This window comes from Castellaniella denitrificans (assembly GCF_027214045.1).
Classification (GTDB): Bacteria; Pseudomonadota; Gammaproteobacteria; order Burkholderiales; family Burkholderiaceae_B; genus Castellaniella; species Castellaniella denitrificans_A.
The window spans coordinates 41,578-60,936 of record NZ_JAPWHE010000002.1; the positions used below are offsets into that span (position 1 = coordinate 41,578).

18 protein-coding genes, 1 other RNA gene and 1 pseudogene are annotated in these 19,359 nt (G+C 66.9%); 12 read left to right on the forward strand and 8 right to left on the reverse strand.

The genetic code is table 11. The features are described from left to right. The first annotated feature begins 20 nt into the window (after positions 1–20). A complete protein-coding gene (gene queC, locus O4H32_RS04320; protein WP_269357537.1) occupies positions 21–764 on the forward strand; it encodes a 7-cyano-7-deazaguanine synthase QueC in 744 nt (247 codons plus the stop codon). Here the strand turns inward: queC and O4H32_RS04325 are convergent. Then, the gene (locus O4H32_RS04325) at positions 754–1,596 is read right to left on the reverse strand and encodes a PhzF family phenazine biosynthesis protein (RefSeq protein WP_269357047.1); all 843 of its coding nucleotides are present in this window, start codon (positions 1,594–1,596) and stop codon (positions 754–756) included. The two genes, queC and O4H32_RS04325, sit on opposite strands and share 11 nt — an antisense overlap. A 109-nt stretch (positions 1,597–1,705) precedes the next feature. Between O4H32_RS04325 and O4H32_RS04330 the strand changes: the two genes are divergently transcribed. The 7 genes and pseudogenes from O4H32_RS04330 (at position 1,706) to O4H32_RS04360 (ending at position 7,131) form a co-directional block, all read left to right on the forward strand. After that, positions 1,706–2,143 (forward strand): LexA family protein, encoded by a 438-nt coding sequence (locus tag O4H32_RS04330; protein ID WP_269357048.1) that lies wholly within the window; start codon positions 1,706–1,708, stop codon positions 2,141–2,143. After that, on the forward strand, positions 2,101–3,405 hold the full coding sequence (locus O4H32_RS04335) for a Y-family DNA polymerase (protein WP_269357050.1): 1,305 nt from the start codon (positions 2,101–2,103) through the stop codon (positions 3,403–3,405). Before O4H32_RS04330 ends, O4H32_RS04335 begins: the two co-directional genes overlap by 43 nt. Before the next feature lie 112 nt (positions 3,406–3,517). Next, positions 3,518–3,850 (forward strand): ArsR/SmtB family transcription factor, encoded by a 333-nt coding sequence (locus O4H32_RS04340; RefSeq protein ID WP_269357051.1) that lies wholly within the window; start codon positions 3,518–3,520, stop codon positions 3,848–3,850. Between the two features lie 11 nt (positions 3,851–3,861). Then, a pseudogene (locus tag O4H32_RS04345) lies at positions 3,862–4,236 on the forward strand (arsenate reductase ArsC); the annotation flags it as partial. Positions 4,237–4,371: 135 nt separating this feature from the next. Next, complete coding sequence (arsB, locus tag O4H32_RS04350) at positions 4,372–5,424, forward strand: ACR3 family arsenite efflux transporter (RefSeq protein WP_269357539.1); 1,053 nt, start codon at positions 4,372–4,374, stop codon at positions 5,422–5,424. An 80-nt stretch (positions 5,425–5,504) separates the two neighbouring features. Beyond that, positions 5,505–5,891 carry a photoactive yellow protein gene (gene pyp / locus O4H32_RS04355; RefSeq protein ID WP_269357053.1) on the forward strand — a complete coding sequence of 129 codons (387 nt, stop codon included), beginning with the start codon at positions 5,505–5,507 and terminating at the stop codon, positions 5,889–5,891. Positions 5,892–5,946: 55 nt separating this feature from the next. Continuing rightward, a complete protein-coding gene (locus O4H32_RS04360; RefSeq protein ID WP_269357055.1) occupies positions 5,947–7,131 on the forward strand; it encodes an AMP-binding enzyme in 1,185 nt (394 codons plus the stop codon). 234 nt (positions 7,132–7,365) lie between these two features. Here O4H32_RS04360 and ssrA read toward each other — a convergent pair. Beyond that, positions 7,366–7,730: a transfer-messenger RNA gene (gene ssrA / locus O4H32_RS04365) on the reverse strand. Positions 7,731–7,844: 114 nt separating this feature from the next. Between ssrA and O4H32_RS04370 the strand changes: the two genes are divergently transcribed. From O4H32_RS04370 to O4H32_RS04380, 3 genes are all read left to right on the forward strand, one after another. Continuing rightward, positions 7,845–8,711 carry a M90 family metallopeptidase gene (locus O4H32_RS04370; protein ID WP_269357057.1) on the forward strand — a complete coding sequence of 289 codons (867 nt, stop codon included), beginning with the start codon at positions 7,845–7,847 and terminating at the stop codon, positions 8,709–8,711. Between the two features lie 34 nt (positions 8,712–8,745). Beyond that, the gene (locus O4H32_RS04375; RefSeq protein WP_269357059.1) at positions 8,746–9,417 is read left to right on the forward strand and encodes a dienelactone hydrolase family protein; all 672 of its coding nucleotides are present in this window, start codon (positions 8,746–8,748) and stop codon (positions 9,415–9,417) included. Between the two features lie 270 nt (positions 9,418–9,687). After that, a complete protein-coding gene (locus tag O4H32_RS04380; RefSeq protein ID WP_269357061.1) occupies positions 9,688–10,008 on the forward strand; it encodes a hypothetical protein in 321 nt (106 codons plus the stop codon). A 4-nt stretch (positions 10,009–10,012) separates the two neighbouring features. Here the strand turns inward: O4H32_RS04380 and O4H32_RS04385 are convergent, their stop codons facing one another. Then, positions 10,013–10,876, reverse strand: a complete 864-nt coding sequence (locus O4H32_RS04385) for a pirin family protein (RefSeq protein WP_269357063.1) — start codon at positions 10,874–10,876, stop codon at positions 10,013–10,015. 1 nt (position 10,877) lies between these two features. Next, positions 10,878–11,864: a lipoyl synthase gene (gene lipA / locus O4H32_RS04390; RefSeq protein ID WP_269357064.1), complete on the reverse strand. Its 987-nt coding sequence runs from the start codon at positions 11,862–11,864 to the stop codon at positions 10,878–10,880. A 191-nt stretch (positions 11,865–12,055) separates the two neighbouring features. On the opposite strand from lipA, the gene O4H32_RS04395 reads away from it, so the two are divergent. Continuing rightward, on the forward strand, positions 12,056–13,636 hold the full coding sequence (locus O4H32_RS04395) for a glycosyltransferase family 39 protein (protein ID WP_269357066.1): 1,581 nt from the start codon (positions 12,056–12,058) through the stop codon (positions 13,634–13,636). Here the strand turns inward: O4H32_RS04395 and O4H32_RS04400 are convergent. From O4H32_RS04400 to O4H32_RS04415, 4 genes are all read right to left on the reverse strand, one after another. After that, the gene (locus O4H32_RS04400; protein ID WP_269357068.1) at positions 13,633–15,792 is read right to left on the reverse strand and encodes a sensor domain-containing protein; all 2,160 of its coding nucleotides are present in this window, start codon (positions 15,790–15,792) and stop codon (positions 13,633–13,635) included. The two genes, O4H32_RS04395 and O4H32_RS04400, sit on opposite strands and share 4 nt — an antisense overlap. 227 nt (positions 15,793–16,019) lie before the next feature. Beyond that, complete coding sequence (ribA, locus tag O4H32_RS04405) at positions 16,020–16,667, reverse strand: GTP cyclohydrolase II (protein ID WP_269357070.1); 648 nt, start codon at positions 16,665–16,667, stop codon at positions 16,020–16,022. A gap of 143 nt (positions 16,668–16,810) precedes the next feature. Beyond that, complete coding sequence (locus O4H32_RS04410; protein WP_269357071.1) at positions 16,811–17,515, reverse strand: ABC transporter ATP-binding protein; 705 nt, start codon at positions 17,513–17,515, stop codon at positions 16,811–16,813. Beyond that, the gene (locus O4H32_RS04415; RefSeq protein ID WP_269357073.1) at positions 17,502–19,307 is read right to left on the reverse strand and encodes a branched-chain amino acid ABC transporter ATP-binding protein/permease; all 1,806 of its coding nucleotides are present in this window, start codon (positions 19,305–19,307) and stop codon (positions 17,502–17,504) included. The genes O4H32_RS04410 and O4H32_RS04415 overlap by 14 nt, the downstream gene beginning before the upstream one ends. Between the last annotated feature and the right edge of the window lie 52 nt (positions 19,308–19,359).

Genomic DNA, 19,359 nt, shown 5'->3' on the forward strand with positions numbered 1-19,359 from the left:
CACCGGGCCAAGGGGGCGCCATGACCGCGCCGGGCCGCCGCGCCCTGGTCCTGTTTTCCGGCGGCCAGGATTCCACCACCTGCCTGGCCTGGGCACTGGCGCGTCACGATCACGTCGAGACCATCGGCTTCGACTACGGCCAGCGCCACCGCGCCGAACTGGACTGCCGCCTCGCGCTGCGCCGCAGCCTGGCCGGACTGCGGTCCGACTGGGGCCGGCGCCTGGGCGAGGACCATCTGCTGAATGTGGACGTACTGGGGCAACTGGGCGCCACGGCGATGACCGGCGACATCGAGATCGCCATGCAGGCCGACGGCCTGCCCAATACCTTTGTGCCGGGCCGCAACCTGCTGTTCTTCACCCTGGCCGCCGCGCTGTCCTACCGGCGCGGCCTGGACGTGCTGGTGGGCGGCATGTCGCAAACGGACTATTCCGGCTACCCGGACTGCCGCGACAACACGATCAAGGCGCTGCAGGTGGCCCTGAGCCTGGGCATCGACCGCCCCCTGACGCTGGAAACCCCGCTGATGTGGCTGGACAAGGCCGACACCTGGGCGCTCGCGCGGGAACTGGGCGGCGACGCGCTGGTCGAACTGGTGCGCACGGACACCCATACCTGCTACCTGAACCGCCGCGACACCCTGCACGCCTGGGGCTACGGCTGCGGCGAATGCCCGGCCTGCGCGCTGCGCGCGCGGGGACACTGGGACTGGATGGCGCGGCGGAAGGCCGGCCGAGACGGCGCCCGCGCCGCTACAGCGTGACCGTCCCCTCGATGCAGGTGACGACCTCGCCCCCCACCCAGATGTCCGCCCCGGATTTCCCGATGTGCACGCGGCCCGCGCGGCCCAGCGCCGTCCCCTGGGACGCCACGTAGGATTCGGGCGCGAGGCCGGCGCCGATCAGCCACTGGGCCACGCCTGCGTTCAGGCTGCCCGTGACCGGGTCTTCCGGGATCCCGAGGCCGGGCACGAACGCCCGCACCTCGAACTGCGCCTGCGGACCGTCGACGACCGGATCCCAGGGCGCGACCACGCCCACCTTGAGATCGCCCAGCACCGCCGGGTCGGGACGCAGTGCCAGCACCCGCCGGCGCGTGCCCAACAGCACCGCCAGCCAGCCGGGCCCGTTGTCCACCCATCGCGCCTCGCGGATCTCGCCGACGGCCAGGCCCAACCCCGCGGCGATGCGCGGCAGCAGATCGGGCTCGACCGGGCCCGAGCGCACCAGGGGCGGCGCGGCGAACGCCATCCGCGATCCGTCGAGGCGCAGGGTGATCAGGCCCGCCGGGCATTCCTGGACGATCGTGTCGCCGCGCGCCCGGCCGCCGCTGGCCAGCCACACCGCGCAGGCGCCCAGCGTGGGATGCCCGGCGAAGGGCAACTCGCCGCCCGGCGTGAAGATGCGCACGCGATAGTCCGCCCGCGGCGTGGTCGGCCGCAGCAGGAAGATCGTCTCGCTCAGGTTCGTCCAGCGGGCGAACGCGGCCATCCGGTCGTCCGGCAGCCCGTCGGCGGCGATCACCACCGCCAGGGGATTGCCTTTCAGGGGTTCGCTGGCGAAGACGTCCACTTGCTTGAAATCGAAGGTCGGCATGATGTGCGGCGCGATAGGGCGATGAGGAAAGGAATTTGCATTCTCGCATCAATCGAGGACAGGATGCCGGAGATATAATACTGTTCATCCATACAGTTATTTGTCCGCCATGGAAGCCCCCGCCCTCCTTTCTCAGCAGCCCGCCGCCTGCCGGCACGTCGAAACCCCGGCGCGCTGCGGCTTTCCCAGCCCGGCCGAAGACCACGCCCAGAAGCGGATCGACCTGAACGCCGTCCTGATTCGACACCCCGAGGCGACCTTCTACATGCGCGCCCGGGGCGAATCCATGCGCGACGCCGGCATCGGCGACGGTGATGCCCTGGTCGTGGACCGCGCCCTGGAGGCCCGTCACGGCGACATCGTCGTGGCCGTCGTCGACGGCGACTTCACCGTCAAGACCCTGCATCGCCAGGACGGCCGGGTACGCCTGCGGGCGGCCAACCCCGCCTTCCAGGACATCGTGCCGCGCCACGGCCAGGAACTGGCCATCTGGGGAGTCGTCACATGGGTGCTCAAACCCGTCGGCCGCCATCACGCATCGCGCTGATCGACGGCAACAGCTTCTACTGCGCCTGCGAACGGGTCCTGAGGCCCGCGCTGGAAGGCAGGCCCGTCATCGTGCTGTCCAACAACGACGGCTGCGCCATCGCACGCACGGCCGAAGCCAAGGCCATGGGCATCCCCATGGGCGCGCCCTGGTTCAGGATCCAGCACCTGCAAGCCCGGGGGCTGGTCGCCCTGTCCGCCAACTTCGCCCTATACGGCGACATGAGCGACCGCATGATGCGCGTGATCGGCCAATTCTCACCCGCCCAGGAAATCTATTCCATCGATGAATGCTTCCTGGACCTGACCGGCCTGCCCGGCCCGGGCCGCGACATCGGCACGCGAATCCGCCAGCGCGTGCTGCGCTGGGTCGGCATCCCCACCTGCGTCGGCATCGGCGCCACCAAGACCCTGGCCAAACTGGCCAATCACCTGGCCAAATCCCTGCCGCGCCTGCAGGGGGTCTGCGACCTGTCCGGCCTGGGCCGGGCGGAATTGATGCGCGCCATCCGCCACGTGCCCGTCCGGGACGTCTGGGGTGTGGGCCGGCGCCTGGGCCCCAGCCTGGAAGCATCCGGCATCCGCACCGCCGCCGACCTGGCGCAGGCGGACCGGCATGTCCTGCGGCGGCGATACTCGATCGTGCTGGCCAAGACCGCCCAGGAACTGTGCGGCGAACCCGCCATCGACTGGGAAGACGCGCCCACCCCCAGACAGCAGATCATGTCCACCCGCAGCTTCGGGCTGCCCGTGCGCGACCTGGCCGAACTGGAGCAGGCCGTCAGCCTGTTCACCAGCCGCGCCGCCGAGAAACTGCGGCGTCAGCAGTCCCGGGCCGGGGCCGTTCAGGTGTACATCCGGACCAGCCGTTTCCGGACCGGGCCATGGCATGCCGACAGCGCCGTCGTGCCGCTGGATGCGCCCACGGACGCCACGTCCATGCTGCTGCGCGCCGCGCTGAGCGGGTTGCGATCGGTGTTCCGGCCGGGATTCGACTATGCCAAGGCGGGGGTGTGCCTGCTGGATGTCGGGCCGGCGGCGCCGGTCGCGATGCAGGGCGAGCTGTTTGGACCGGATCCGGAACCAGCGGCGAAGTCCGCCCGGGCCATGGCCGTGGTGGACCAGTTGAATCAGCGGTTCGGTAGCAGGATGATCCAGGTGGCCAGCGCCCTGCATGGACCGGATGCGCGGTGGCAGATGCGTCAGGCGCACCGTTCGCCGAACTATACGACAGCGTGGGGGGACGTGGTGCGGGTGGGATGAAGGGGCCCCACGGCGACCCAGGAACCTTTCCGGGCACGCATGCCGGCGTTGCCCGTCTGTCAGGCCAGGATTCCGTTCACAAATAATTCAATAAACGTTGTAATATTGAATTATGAACGAAATCCAAGCCGCTTCAGCCCTGGGCGCCCTCGCCCATCCCCAGCGTCTGCACGTGTTCCGGGCCCTGGTGACGACCGGCCCCGAGGGGCTGACCCCCAGCACCCTCGCCAACCAGCTCGACGTGGCGCGCAACGCGCTGTCCTTCCACCTGAAGGCGCTGACCCACGCGGGCCTCGTCACGATCGAACAGCAGGGCCGCAACCTCATCTACCGCGCCGACTTCGTCCGGATGAACGGGCTGCTCGGCTACCTGACCGAACACTGCTGCCAGGGCGGCACATGCGCCGTCAACGCAGGCGGCGACACTTCCCATTTCCGTTGCTGACGCAAACACCCATGAGTCCCGACACCCACTACAACGCGCTGTTCATCTGCACGGGCAATTCGGCCCGCTCCATCCTCGCCGAAGGCATCCTCAACGCACTCGGCCAGGGCCGCTTCCACGCCTATTCGGCGGGCAGCCAGCCCAAGGGTGAAGTGCATCCCCTGGCGCTGGCCACACTCGAACGGCTGCGCATGCCGGCAGCGGGCTATCGCAGCAAGAGCTGGGACGAATTCGCAGCCCCGGGGGCGCCGGTGTTCGATTTCATCTTCACCGTCTGCGACAATGCCGCGGGCGAGGCCTGCCCGTTCTGGCCGGGCAAGCCGGTCACGGCGCATTGGGGGGTGCCCGACCCCGCCGCCGTCGAAGGCACGGAATCCCAACGGCTCAAGGCGTTCCGGGATGCCGCGCTGACGCTGCGCAAGCGCATCGACCTGCTGCTGGCGCTGCCGATCCACCAGTTGGACGCGCTGTCACTGCAACGCGCCTTGCAGGACATCGGCCGCCAATGCGGGAGAGCCCGCATGAGCCTGTTCGAGCGCTACCTGACCCTCTGGGTCTTCCTGTGCATCGTGCTGGGCATCGCGCTGGGCCAATTCGCGCCCGGAGTATTCCAGGCCATCGGACACCTGGAGATCGCCCGGGTGAACCTGCCGGTCGGCCTGCTGATCTGGGTGATGATCATCCCGATGCTGCTCAAGGTGGATTTCGGCGCCCTCGGGCAAGTCAAGCGCCATTGGCGCGGCATCGGCGTGACACTGTTCATCAACTGGGCGGTCAAGCCATTTTCGATGGCGGCGCTGGGGTGGCTGTTCATCCGGCAGGTCTTCGCCCCCTGGCTGCCCGCCGATCAACTGGACAGCTACGTCGCCGGCCTCATCCTGCTGGCGGCGGCGCCCTGCACGGCCATGGTGTTCGTCTGGAGCCGCCTGACCGGCGGCGACCCCGTGTTCACACTGTCGCAGGTCGCGCTGAACGACACCATCATGGTGTTCGCCTTCGCCCCCATCGTCGGCCTGCTGCTGGGCCTGTCGTCCATCACCGTGCCCTGGGCCACGCTGCTGGTGTCGGTCGGGCTGTACATCGTGATCCCGGTCATCCTGGCGCAGATCTGGCGCCGCGTCCTGCTGAACAAGGGGCAAGCCGCCTTCGACGCCGCGCTGGCCCGCATCGGCCCGCTCTCCATGGCCGCCCTGCTGCTGACGCTGGTGCTGCTGTTCGCCTTCCAGGGCGAGGCCATCCTGCGGCAGCCGCTGGTGATCGCCATGCTGGCCGTGCCCATCCTGATCCAGGTGCTCTTCAATTCCGGCCTGGCTTATTGGCTCAATCGCCGGGCGGGCGAACGGCACAGCATCGCTTGTCCATCGGCTCTGATTGGCGCTTCGAATTTCTTCGAACTGGCCGTGGCCGCGGCCATCAGCCTGTTCGGCTTCCAGTCCGGCGCGGCACTGGCCACCGTCGTGGGCGTGCTGATCGAAGTCCCGGTGATGCTGCTGGTCGTGCGGATCGTCAACCGCAGCAAGGGCTGGTATGACGCGGGCGTCTGTGGACAAACAACCACTTTCCACGTACGGTAGCGGAGCCGCCGGATGCTGGACGCCTCGTCACACAGACCAGCGCCATCCATGCCGGGTTTGTTTTCAAAGAGAGCAACTTCATGAAAGAACTGGATATCGTTTCGTTTGGCAAATCGGATATTGAAAACACCCTGGAAAAAATGTCTCCGGGCGAAATCGACAAACTGGCCTTCGGCGCCATCGAACTGGACAAGAACGGCACGATCCTGAAATATAACGCGGCCGAGGGCGCCATCACCGGACGCAACCCCGCCGACGTCATCGGCAAGAACTTCTTCCGCGATGTCGCGCCCTGCACCTCAAAAGCGTCGTTCAAAGGCGTATTCGATGCCGGGGTCAGGGACAACAACCTGAACACCATGTTCGAGTATGTTTTCGACTACAACATGCAGCCGACCAAGGTGAAGGTGCATATGAAAACATCCATCAATGGCCAGTCCTACTGGATTTTCGTCAAGCGTCTCTGAAGCGGTCGTGCGGCACCCTGCGGATCAGGCGCCGTCGTGGTGGGAACAGCACGGTGTGCTGCATCGCTTGGTCTGTGACCTGACGCATGCCGAACTCACCGCGCTGCGCAGGCGCCCCCCGGCCCATGCATTGCCCTGGCCGGAAAACACGCATCTGGCCGAGGACCTCGGCGCGGATTCGCTCGAGTTGATGGCGCTGGCGACACGGCTGTCGGAAATGCTGCATATCCACGAAGCGGGCATCGAAGACTACCTGCTGGCCAGATTGCGCATCGACGACTGGACATCCGTCGCACTGACGAGCCTGCGCCGTTACAACACAGCGCTCACGTTCCGCACATCCGGCAGCAGCGGCCAAACAAAACCCTGCACCCACGACGCGTCATGGCTGTGGCAGGAATCGCTGGCCCTGGGCGAGCTGTTCCCGGGGCGACGACGGCTGCTGTTCGCCGTCCCCAGCCACCACATTTACGGTTTTCTTTTCACCGTGCTGCTCCCCCAGGTACTCGACCTGCCAGCCGACCGGCTGATCGATCTGCGCCGCAGCAGCGCCGCGGCCCTGCCCGGCCAGTTGCGGGCGGGCGACCTGGTCGTGGCACACCCCGATTATTGGCGCACGGCCCTGACGCTCGTCCCCGCCTTTCCCGAGGACATCGTCGGGGTGACTTCCGGCGCGCCCTGCCCCGACGACATCGCGGCCGGACTGCGCGCGGCCGGGCTGTCGCGGCTGGTGCAGGTGTTCGGCAGCAGCGAAACCGCCGGCCTTGGCTGGCGCGACGACGAGACGGCGCCGTACCGGTGCTTTCCTTACTGGCAAGGCCCGGACCGGGACGGTTCGATGCTGCGCCACATGATGGACGGCACCACGGCGTCTTTTACCGTGCAGGACGAGCTTGTCTGGAAGGACAGCCGCCACTTCCTGCCGCAAGGAAGACGCGATGAGGTGGTGCAAGTGGGGGGCAGGAATGTATCCCCGGCGCATGTCGCCCAGGTGCTGCGCCGGCATCCCCGCGTGCAGGACGCCAGCGTGCGGCTGATGCGCCCCGACGAGGGCCTGCGGCTGAAGGCGTTCGTGGTGCCGCGCCAGGATGTCGAGAACACCCATGCGCTGGCCGAGGCACTGGCCGGCTGGGTCCGTGATCACCTGACCGCCGCGGAGCGGCCAAGCACCTTCACATTCGGCCCGCAACTGCCACGCCAGCACAACGGCAAGCCGGCCGACTGGATCATCGAAGGCTGACCCGTTCGCAGAGTGGTTCAGACTGAGGGTCCGCGGCTGCATCATGATCGTCCGGGCCCCATGGAAAATGGGGCCCGACCGCTGACGATCAGGCAGGCCGAAGGCCTGGTGAAAAAAATTCGACCGCCCAATAAAAAGCGTGTCATTCATCGCGTCATTCTGAGGCTGAACCCCAAAAATGAGCCTGAAAAATGACACGCCTGAATTTCAAATTATTGATTTGAAATGGAAAACTGGTGGAGCCGGGGGGAATTGAACCCCCGTCCGCAAGCCCTCCGCAAGTAGCTCTACATACTTAGTCGGCCTATTTTGAGTTTTAACCTTGGATCATGCCGGACGACAGGCCCTTCCTTGGCGATTCGCACTGATTTAAGATCCGACCCAGCGACCTGGTCGAACCCGATTCCCTGTGAATGACGCTGCTGTGGGTTTGACCCCACCCGACCCAGGGACCAGTCGGTGCAGCGGCTCACCGCTTAAGCGGCCAGAGCGAAACGCTCGTCGTTGGCGTTTGTAGTTTTCCAGTGGATTTACGAGCGTACTGGTGCTCGGTATGCACTATCCTGTTTTGAGACCCACGTCGAAGCCAAATCGGCCCCAGGACATGCTTATTATACCGGCATTTTTCAGATAATGAAATTACAATCGGGGTCCATGAGGATGCAACGCCACATTCGCGCCGCCCTGCCGGCCGCCCCGTCCAGGACCCCGCCATGCTGCGCTGGCTGACGGGGCGCGCCGCCCGGGACCACGCATTCGAGCAGGCCCTGGACTCCCTGGACACGCGGGTATGGCCTCCCCTGCTGGCACGGCATGCCTTCCTGGCCGGCCTGGACGCGCGGGAAACCGAGACACTGCGCCGGCATACAGCCTGGATCCTGGCGAACAAGGCCTTCCACGGCGCTCACGGCCTGCGGGTAACGCCGGACATGCGCCGCTCGATCGCGATCCAGGCCGCCCTGCCGGTGCTGGGGCTGGACACCTCGCTGTACCGGGGCTGGACGCAGATCGTCGTCTACCCGGGCGGCTTTCTGGTGCGGCGCGCCGAGACCGACGAGGCCGGCGTGGTCCACGAGTACGAGCAGGAAACGTCGGGCGAATCCTGGGAAGGCGGTCCGGTGATCCTGTCCTGGGAAGACGCGCGTGCCGGGACGGACACGCAGACGAATGTGGTGATCCACGAATTCGCCCACAAGCTCGACCAGCGCGACGGCGACGCGGACGGCATGCCGGGGTTGCGCGCGCACCGGGACCTGGATCCGCGCCATTGGCGCGAGGTGCTGGACCGGACCTTCGACGATTTCAACGCCTGGCTCGACGAGGTGGAGGCGCTCATCCCGCCCGACGTGGACCCGGAATCCGACGAGGCCGCCGGATGGTACGCGGAACTGCCGCTGGATCCCTATGCCGCGCAGGACCCGGCTGAATTCTTCGCCGTCAGTTCGGAGAGTTTCTTCATCGATCCTTGGGCGATGGCGGCGGCCTGGCCCGACTGGTACCGCTTGTTGGCGCGGTATTATCGGCAGGATCCACTGCGCCGACTGGAAGACGCCGGCGTGCAGCGCCCCGTCCGCCCCTGAGGCGGGCCGCCCACTCCACCAAAGGAACCCGACCATGGACATCACCCTCACAGCCGCCGACGGCCACGCGTTCACCGCCTACCTGTGCGGACCCGAGGACGCCCGCACGGGCGTCGTCGTGCTGCCGGAAATCTTCGGCATCAATGGCCACATCCGCCAGATGGCCGATCGTTTCGCGGCGCAGGGATACCGGGCGATCTGCCCCTCCTTGTTCGATCGGGCGGCGGACGGCGGCAACGGCCTGCAACTCGGCTACGACGAGGCGGGCCGGGACCGCGGCCTGGCCTTGCGCAAGGCGATCCGCGACGAGGACGCCCTGCTGGACATCGAGGCGGCCGCCGCCGCGCTGAAGGGCCAGGTCGCGCGCCTGGTGACGGGCTATTGCTGGGGCGGCTACCTGTCCTGGCGCGCCGCCTGCCTGAGCGACACCTTCGCGGCCGCGTCCTGCTGGTACGGCGGGGGCATCGCGCGCCACGCCCACGACACGCCCCGGATTCCCGTGCAGATGCACTTCGGCGGCCAGGACGGCTCGATCCCGCTGTCGGATGTACAAGCCATCCAGGCGGCGCAGCCCGGCCTGCCGATTCACGTCTATCCGGAAGCCGGCCACGCATTCGGGCGCGAAGGCACGGCGGCCCACCACCCGGCTTCGGCGGCGCTGGCCTGGGAACGGACGCTGGCGTTCTTCGCCATTCACGCGGCCTGAGGCGCAGCGGAACGCCGGGCCTCGGCCCGCGTTTCGGCGCCGTTTCCGCAACAAACGTGAACAGTTGTTCCGGTCACGGCCGGAAAACCGCGCGCCGGTAGCCTTTTGAAGCGACTGTCCTCCGGGTCTTCACAATCCGTGCCATCCGGACAGGCCACAATGGGGGCCTCTCGATCCGCAGGACAAGCCATGAAAAACAAGAGTCTCCACACTGCGCCTTCGGCTTTCCGCCTTCCGAAAGGACGCTTTTCATCTTGGGGCGGCCCGGCAATGAAAAAAAGCATCGCGGCGGCGGCCCTGTTCGCCGGCGCGCTGGTTGCTGGACCGGCCGCCCACGCGGGCGACGTGGACGTCGGCATTTCCATCGGCATCCCCGGCTTCATCTGGGGGGGGCCGGCCTATTATCCACCGCCGCCGCGCCATTACCACCGCCCGCGCGTGATCGTGGTGCCCGAACCCGTCTACGTGCCCGGCCCCGGCTACCGTGCCGGCTGGGAAGATCGCGGCCACTACGACCGTCACCCGCGCAGATACTGGAAGGAAAACTGGAAACACGACCGTGGCCATCGCGGCCGCGGCTGGGACGACTGAGGTCTTAGTGGGTCAGCACACCGTCCCGGTAATCGCGCAAGGCCTGCTCGATTTCCTCGGGGGTGTTCATGACGAAGGGGCCGTACTGGACGACGGGCTCGTTCAGCGGCTTGCCGGCCAGCACCAACACCCGCACGCCATCGGCGCCGTCCGGCGCCGCGGCAATATGCAGGGTGTCGCCTTGCGTGCCGAACCAGACGGTATGCCCCGGTTCGACCGCGCGGCCATCGGCATCCAGCCGACCTTCGAACACATACAGCAGAACCTGATGGGTCGCCGGGACCGGGATGTCCACCGGCTGTCCCGCCATGACGCGGATGTCGGCGATCAGCGGCTGGGTGGCGGGATTCGCCCGGCCCGGCCCCCGCAGCGGGCAGGTCGCCCAGGGGATGATGCCGGCGATCAGCTTGATGAAGCCGCCTTCGGGCAATTCGGCCGTCGCGAGCGCTTCGGCCGGAATGTCGCGATAGCGCGCGGGCTGCATCTTGTCGGCGGCCGGCAGGTTCAGCCAGATCTGGAAACCGCGCAGCAGGCCGTTTTCCTGCTGGGGCATTTCCTCATGGATGATGCCGCGCCCGGCGGTCATCCATTGCACGCCCCCGGCCTTCAGGTCGCCCTCGTTGCCCAGATGGTCGCGGTGGCGCATGTGGCCATCGACGATATAGGTCACGGTCTCGAAGCCGCGATGCGGATGCGGCGGGAAACCCGCAATATAGTCGTCCGGGTCGTCGGAGGAAAACGCATCCAGCATCAGGAAGGGATCCATGCGGTACTGCCGCTGCTGCCCCAGGGCGCGCAGGAGCCGCACGCCCGCGCCGTCCTGGGTGGGCTGGGCGGGAAGGATCCGTGCGACGGCCCGGCGGGACATGTCAGAGCCCGACGTTGTCCTTTTCCAGCACCTGTTCCGCGCGGTAGCTGGAGCGCACCAGCGCGCCGGAGACGACCTCGCGGAAGCCCTTGGACAGGCCCAGGTCGCGGTAGGCGCGGAACTGCTCGGGCGTGACGAAGCGGCGCACCGGCAAGTGATTGGCCGTGGGCCGCATGTACTGGCCGAAGGTCAGGATGTCGACGTTGGCGGCGCGGATGTCATCCATCGCCTGCTCGATTTCCTCGTCGGTCTCGCCCAGGCCCAGCATGATGCTGGTCTTGGTGAGGGTCTGGGGCGCGTAGGTCTTGGCGTGGGCCAGCACATCCAGCGTCTGGCGGTACCCGGCCCGGACATCGCGCACCACGTGCGTCAGGCGCTCGACGGTTTCGACGTTCTGGGCGAAAGTGGTCAGGCCGGCGTCCAGGATCTTTTCCACGCAGCCGTGGTTGCCCTGGAAATCGGGCGTCAGGGCCTCGACCGCCGTCCGCGGCGAGCGCTCGTGGATGGCGCGGATACAGGCGGCGTAATGGCCCGCCCCGCCATCGATCAGGTCGTCCCGGTCGACCGAGGTGAGCACCACGTATTTCAACTGCATCAGCGCCACCGCGTCGGCCACGCTGGCCGGCTCGTTGTGGTCCAGCCAGCCATGGGGATTGCCGGTGCTGACGGCGCAGAATTTGCAGGCGCGCGTGCAGACCGAACCCATCAGCATCAGGGTCGCCGTGCCCCGTCCCCAGCATTCGGCGATGTTGGGGCATTTGGATTCGGCGCAAACGGTGTTGAGCTTGTGCGTCTCGACGATCTCGCGGACTTCCTGGTAGCGTTCGCCCGACGGGATGCGCACCCGCAGCCAGGCCGGTTTGGGTGCGGAATCGGGGATTTCGGTCAGCTCGCTGGGCCGCATGCCGTCCTTGACGGCCTTGGTGCCTTGGGGACTGATGAATTTGGACCCCGAGCGGGCGCGGATGATGGGGACTTCGGTCGTCATGGAAAACCTGCGGGAAATATTTGGAATCGGGCGCCCGTCACCCCCGGCGGACGCCTGTCCCGATAGTACCACGCGCCCTCGCGCCGACCGCTTCGTCCGACCCCGCAACGCGGCCATAGTCACTATTCCGGTCCGTTTCGAGCCGTGCCCGCCTGTTTCGCCCCACTGCCCGGCCCGGTATACTCCCCGCCATGCTGCCGGCCGCCCCCCCGAAGATCCCCCTGCTCGCCCGTCCGCCGGGCACCGCCCTGGTGCTGCTTTGCCTGCTGGGCATGGTCGTGCTCTGGACGACGCTGTGCGCCCTCAGCCATTCGGCTCCCGACCTGGACGGCATGGAAGAACTCGTCTGGGCGGCCAGCCTGGAACTGGGCTATGTCAAGCATCCGCCGCTGCCTTCCTGGTTCATGCACCTGGCCACGGAGCTGCTGGGCCGGCCGGTGTGGCTGCCCTTTCTGATGGGACAGGTCTTTTCGGCGCTGGGGCTGTGGTTCGTGTGGAAACTGGGCCGCGACCTCACCACGCCCCACCGGGCGCTGATCGCCACGCTGCTGGTCTCGACAACCGCCTATTTCTCGTTGCGCGGCACGATCTACAACCACAACACGGCGCAGCTCTGGTCGATCACCGCTTCGATCTGGCTGTTCCACCGGGTCATGCGCGGCGGCCGGACGCGCGACTGGGCGCTGCTGGGCGCGGTCGGCGGCCTGGCGATGCTGACGAAGTACAGCGCCTTGATCCAGTTCGCCGCCTTCTTCCTGTACGCGCTGCGCAGCGGCGCCCTGCGGCGCCCCGACGTCTGGCGCGGCATCGCCGTCGCCACCGCGACGTTCCTCCTCGTGCTCAGTCCTCACCTGTGGTGGCTGGATCTGCACCATTTCGAGCCTTTGCGCTACGCCGACGCTTCGTTGCAAGCGGGGGGCCGACTGGCCGCCCTGAAGGATCTGCTGGACTTCACCCTGGACCAGGCCGGGCGCCTGGCGCCCATGGTGCTGGCGTTGGCCGCCTGGACCTTGTGGCGCCGGCGCCGGGGCGACCGGGCACCCGGCCATGCGGCCAACGACGAACGCTTCGCGGGTGCGGCCGCCGCCCCGCGCTACTGGTCCGACCTGGACGCCGAGGACCGGCGTTTCCTGCTGTGGGTCGGCCTGGCGCCCTTTCTCAGCACGGTGCTCGTCTCGCTGGCGCTGGGTTCGCGGCTGGAAGCTTCCTGGGCCAGCACCTTCTTCGTGCTGTTCGGCTTTTACGGCCTGGGCTGGTTGCGCGGTCCCGAGGCGGTGCAGTTGCGGCGCATCCTGATCCTGGCGGCGGCGCTGCATGCCCTGATGGCCGTCGGCTACGCCGTCGCCCGGGGACCGATCGCCCAATGGACGGGGCATGCCGCACGTTCCACCTACCCCGGGCCCGAACTGGCGGCGCACGCGCTGCGGCACTGGCGGGAGCATCAACCGGGGCGGCCCCTGCGCGTCGTGGTCTCGAACACCTGGATGGGCGGCAACATCGCTGTGCACGTGGGCCCCGAAACCCGGGTCTGGATCGACGCCAGCGACGAGCAATCCCCCTGGTTCGCGCCGGGAACGGCCCTGCGCTGCGGCGCGCTGGTCGCCTACAGCGAACGCGGGCGCGCCGCGCCGGTGCCCGCCGTGCGGGCCCTGTATGACGCGGCGCCATGGAAAGGTGTGGACGAGGTGCGCTGGTCCGGCCCCAAGGGACCGGTGATCGATCTGCACTGGGCCGTGCTGCCCGCCACGCCCGCCTGCCTGAGGGGCGACTAGGAGGCGGCCAGGGCGGAGCGCCCGCCTGGCCGCAAGTCCGTGCCGTTGGCCAGCAGCGGCTCGAAATCGATGGGCGCCAGCGGCCGGGCGAACAGGTAGCCCTGGCCATAGTCGCAGCCTGCGGCGGCCAGCAGTTCATACTGCTCGCGCGATTCGATGCCCTCGGCCACCACGCGCAAGCCCAGTTTGTGGGCCAGCAGGATCACCGCCTCGCAAAGGGCCAGGTCGGGACCGTCCGGGCTGAGATTGGCCACGAAGGACTGGTCGATCTTCAGGAAATCGATGTTGAACTTGCGCAGATAGGACAGCGAGGAATAGCCGGTCCCGAAGTCGTCGAGCGCGACCTGCATCCCGACATCGCGGAACGCGTCCAGCTGGCGTTGAACGCGTTCGTCTCCGGAGTCGATCAGCAGTCCCTCGGTGATCTCGACGATGACCTGGCGCGGCGACAGCCCCAGCGTATTGAGGTGGCTGCGCCAGAATACGTGATCCAGCCCCTCGTGGCGCAACTGGGCCGGGGAGATGTTGACGCTGACCTGCATGTCCAGCCCGTACTGCCGGCGCCATTCCGCGACCTGACGGGTGGCCTCGCAGAAGACCCAGTCGCCGATGGAGCGGATGATGCCGGTCTCCTCGGCCAGGGGAATGAATTCGTTGGGCGACACCAGCCCCCGCACCGGATGGTGCCAGCGCAGGAGGGTTTCGGCCTTGGCGATGCGGCCGCTGGCCAGATCGACGATGGGCTGGAAATCCAGCGAGAACTGGCTCTGGTCCAGTGCCAGGTGCAGATCGTTGACCAGCCGCATGCGGGTCTGGGCCTGTTCCTGCATCGACAGCGTGAAATAGCAACTGCGGTTGCGGCCTTCGGCCTTGGCCGCGTACATGGCCTGGTCGGCGTTGTTCAGCAGGGATTCCGCGTCGGCGGCGTCATCCGGGTAGAAAGTGATGCCGATGCTGGTGGAGATGAAGACGGTCTCGACGCCCAGGCGGAAAGGCTCGGCCAGCCGGCGCAGGATGTTGCGGGTCAGGCGCTCGACGTCCCGCGGCTCGCGGATGTCGTCCAGCAGGACCGTGAACTCGTCGCCACCCAGCCGGGCCACGGTGTCGCTCTGGCGCACGCAGCCGCTCAGGCGCCGGGCGGCTTCCTTGAGCAGTTCGTCGCCCATGGCGTGGCCCAGGGTGTCGTTGATTTCCTTGAAGCGGTCCAGGTCCAGGAACAGCAGACCGGTGCGGCCGCCGGTGCGCCGGGACTTGCGGATGCTCTGTTCCAGGCGGTCGTGGAACATCTGCCGGTTGGGCAAGTCGGTCAGGCGGTCAAAGTTCGCCTGCTTCCAGATGATGGCCTCGGCCTGCTTGATCTCGGCGATGTTGGAGAAGATCATCACCCGGCGATGGACTTCGCCGTCCATGCCATAGGATGTGTTGATGCTGAGCCATTCGGGATAGAGCTCGCCGTTGGCGTGCTGCCCCCAGTGCTCGCCCTGCCAACTGCCGGTCTCCATCACCGTGCGCCACATGGTCCGGTAGAACTCGCGGTCGTGGCAGGGGGAATTCAGGCAGCGGACGTGCCGGCCGATGACTTCGGATTCGGGGCGCCCCCGCAATTTCACGAACGCCGGGTTGACGTCCAGGATGAAGCCCTTGGGATCGAGCACCAGCATGCCCTCGCTGGTGCTGCGGTAAACCAGGGAAGCCAGTTCGGCCTGTCGGTCCGAATCCGGCAGGTCCGACCGGCGCGGGCGCATGACATACAGGTGGCTGTGACCGGTGGGCGCCGGAATGTGCGTGACGGCCCCCGTCAATATCAAGGGCTGGCGCTGGCGGTCCAGGCCCTGGCCGCGCCATGGCAGGGTGTTGCGTGTGCCGGGCTGGCGCAGCCGCTGATTGATTGCGCCGACTTCGGGCAGCAAGGTCCCGATGTCCAGGCCGATGGCCGTGCCCTTGCGGTAGCCGAACAGACGCTCGGCGCTACGGTTCATGTAGACGATGACGCCATACGTGTCGGTCGCCAGGAAGGCGTCCTGGGAATAGTCTCCCAGCCTGATCAGTGCCAGGATATGAGAGCGGTCGGCGTGTTCGGACGGTAGCAATGCGGCAGCGTCAGGACCGGGTTCCTGGACATAAAAGGGGATTCTGGATTTGAGCAGGGTGAACATCACACGGGCGTGAGTGGATGTAGGTCAGTCGTCACGATGGGATCCGCTGAAAAAACCTGCAACTTGTCAACTTTTAACACGTCGGTATGGCTGGTCACCATGCGTATTATCCATGAGACCGGCCGCGTGCGCGCCCCGCACCTTCCATGCGGCAGGGTCTTTCAGGACCGCGCCGCCCACCCGGCGCGCGGGCCGTGCGTCTCCGGACAAGGCCCGGCCGCAGTCGATCAGGGGGCCTCGCCGAAATACTCTTTGAACCGGTGACCCAGTTTGCGCGCCTTGGTACGCAAGTACTGTTCGTTGTAGGGATTGCGATTGACCTGCAGCGGGATGCGCTCGGCGACCGTGATGCCCAGGTCCGCCAGCACCCGCTCCTTGCGCGGATTGTTGGTCATCAGGCGCACGCTGCGGATGCCGAAATGCGCCAGCATGGGCCGGCACAGATCGTAGCGGCGCATGTCGGCGGGAAAGCCCAGGCGTTCATTGGCCTCGACCGTGTCGGCGCCTTCGTCCTGCAACTGGTAGGCGCGGATCTTGTTCAGCAGCCCGATGCCGCGACCTTCCTGGCGCAGATACAGGACGATGCCCCTGCCTTCTTCGGCGATGCGTTGCAGGGCGGCTTCCAGTTGGGCGCCGCAATCACAGCGCTGACTGAACAGCGCATCGCCCGTCAGGCATTCGGAATGGATGCGCGCCAGCACGGGCGCGTCCCCGAAAGGCTCGCCCAGCGTCAATGCCACATGTTCCTTGCCCGTGGCGGGTTCGGCGAAGGCGTGAATCCGGAAGACGGCCCAGGGTGTGGGCAACTGGCTGGAAGCGATATACCGCAGGATGTCGCCATCCGCGTCGGGCGCGGAACCGGAAGGGGTGGACATGGGGAATGCGTCGTGGAGGGAATGGAACGGACTATAGAGTAACACCACGCGAAAACTGCCCGTCGCCCGGGCCGCAAGAAAAAAGCCGGGCCCGCGCGAACGCGGAGCCCGGTAATCGCCCGGCGGACCGGACACGGGAACGGTCAGGCCTTGACGCCGAGATAGCGTTCGATGATCTCACCGTTCTCGTGCAGGTCCTTGGGCGTACCCTCGTACACCACATGACCATTGTTGACAATATAGGCGCGGTCGGCCAGCGACAGCGCGGCGCGCACGTTCTGCTCCACGATCACGATGGTCTGGCCGGCGTCCGCCAACTGGCGGCACACGGACATCAGGTCGCGCACGATCAGCGGGGCCAGACCCTCGAAGGGTTCGTCCAGCAGGATGATGTCGGCGTTGCGGATCATGGCCCGCGCGATCGCCAGCATCTGCTGCTCGCCCCCGGACAACTGCTTGCCCCGGTTGCGCTTGCGCTCGGACAGGCGCGGGAACGTCGCATAGATCTCGTCCAGGGAACGCGGCTTGGGCGCCGTCATGGCCGCCAGTTGCAGGTTTTCCTGAACCGAGATCGAGCCGAACACACGACGCTCTTCGGGCACCAGCTGGATGCCCAGCGCCGCGCGACCATAGGGCGGCAGATGCTGGATTTCCACGCCCCGGTGGCGGATCGCCCCGGACTTGACATCGACCATGCCCATCAGGGACTTCAGCGTGGTGCTCTTGCCGGCTCCATTGCGCCCCAGCAGGGCCACGACCTCGTGTTCCTCGATCCGCATCGAGACATCGAAGAGAATATGCGAATCACCGTAATAGCTGTTGATCTTGTCGACTTCAAGCAGACTCATCGTCCATCCCTCCAAGGTAGGCGGCCTGGACCGACGGATCCCTGCGGATCTCGTCCGGCGTGCCTTCGGTCAGTTTGCGGCCTTCGTACAGGACCGTGATGCGCTCGGCCAGCTCGAACATGGCGTCCATGTCGTGCTCCACGATCACCATGCTGCGGCCCTGGCGGATCGATTTGAGCAGGGACACCACCAGGACGCGCTCCTCGGGGCCGAGGCCGGCCAGGGGTTCGTCGAACAGCAGCACGTTGGCTCCCGTGGCCAGCGCCAGGCCGATTTCCAGGCGCCGCTTCTCGCCATAGGACATCTCGGAGACCTGCGTGTCGGCATGGTGGCTGAGATCCACCAGCGCGATGGCCGCATTGACCTGGGAGTCCAGGTGGTCGGAATGCAGGTTGCTCAGCAGATCGGCCCGATAGCGCCCGCGCAGCCGCGCCAGGACCGGGATCATGACGTTCTGGCGGACGGTCAGATGTTCGAAGAGCTGGTTGATCTGGTAGCTCTTGCTCATGCCCAGCTGGCAGACCGAGGTCACGCCGATGCCGGTGATTTCCTGGCCGCGGAAAAAGACCTTGCCCGTCGTCGTCGGCAGTTCGCCCGCCAGCATGGCGAAGAAGGTCGACTTGCCGGCGCCGTTGGGGCCGATCACGCCGTGCAGCTCGCCTTCGCGCAAGGTGAAGTCGATGTCCGAGTTGGCCTTCAGGCCGCCGTAGTGCTTGCTGACGCCACGCGCTTCAAGCACCGGCGCGCCGGGACGTGTCGTGGCCAGCGGCGGCACGATGTCGAGGGCCCCGGCCACACGCGTGCCGGCCCCGTCGTCCACGTTGGCGGGCAAGCGCTGGCGGCGGCGGAACAGACTGATCAGCGCGCCCGCCACCCCGTGGCGGAACAGCGTCACCAGCACGACGAATACGATGCCCAGGATCAGTTTCCAGTACGGCCCCAGGCTGCCGACCTGTTGCAGGCCTTCGTAGAGGTAGAGCCAGATGGTCGCCCCCAGCAGCGGGCCCAGCAGCGTGCCGGCCCCGCCCATCACGGTCTGGATGACCAGTTGCGCGGAGGTGTCCAGCGCGAAGGCGTCGGGCGGCATATAAGACTGGAACAGGCCCAGCAGACCGCCGGCCAGACCGCCATAGGCGGCGGCGACCACGAAAACGATCAGCTTGTAGGATTGGATCGAGTGGCCCAGCGCCATGGCGCGCTTGGGGTTGCCCTGGATGGCCTTGAGCACGGCGCCGAACGGCGAGCGCACGATCCGCCGGGCGATCAGGTAGCCCAGGAAGAAAAGCGCCGCCACGAACCAGTACATCGGCCAGCCGCTGGAAATGTGGATGTCGATGAACCCCAGGGAAAGTTGCGGGGGCGGCACGCCGGCGATGCCGTTCTCGCCGCCGGTGTAGTCCTTGAAGACCGAGTTCTCCAGAAAGTAGAACATCTCGCCGAAAGCCAGCGTGCTCATGGCGAAATAGATGCCGGTGCGTCGCAGGGTGAGATAGCCGATGATCAATCCCATGACGGCGGCCGCCACCGTGCCGATGGCAAGCGCCAGCAGCATGTTGGGCACCACCCCGTCGGTCAGCAGGTACGCCGTGACGAAACCGCCCGTGCCGTAGAAGGCCGCCTGGCCGAAAGACAGCAGGCCGGTGTAGCCGAACAGCAGATCGAAGCCCAGCCCGAACAGGCCCCAGATCAGGATGCGGGTGAGCAGGTCCGGGCTCATGCCCAGGGCCGGCAAGATGAAAGGTGCCACCAGCAGGCCCGCCCCCACCAGCATTTCCGGAAGCTGTCTGCGCATGGCGCCTCCCGTGTTGTGCGCGGTGGCCGGTTGCCGCGTCGCGGTCCCGGCC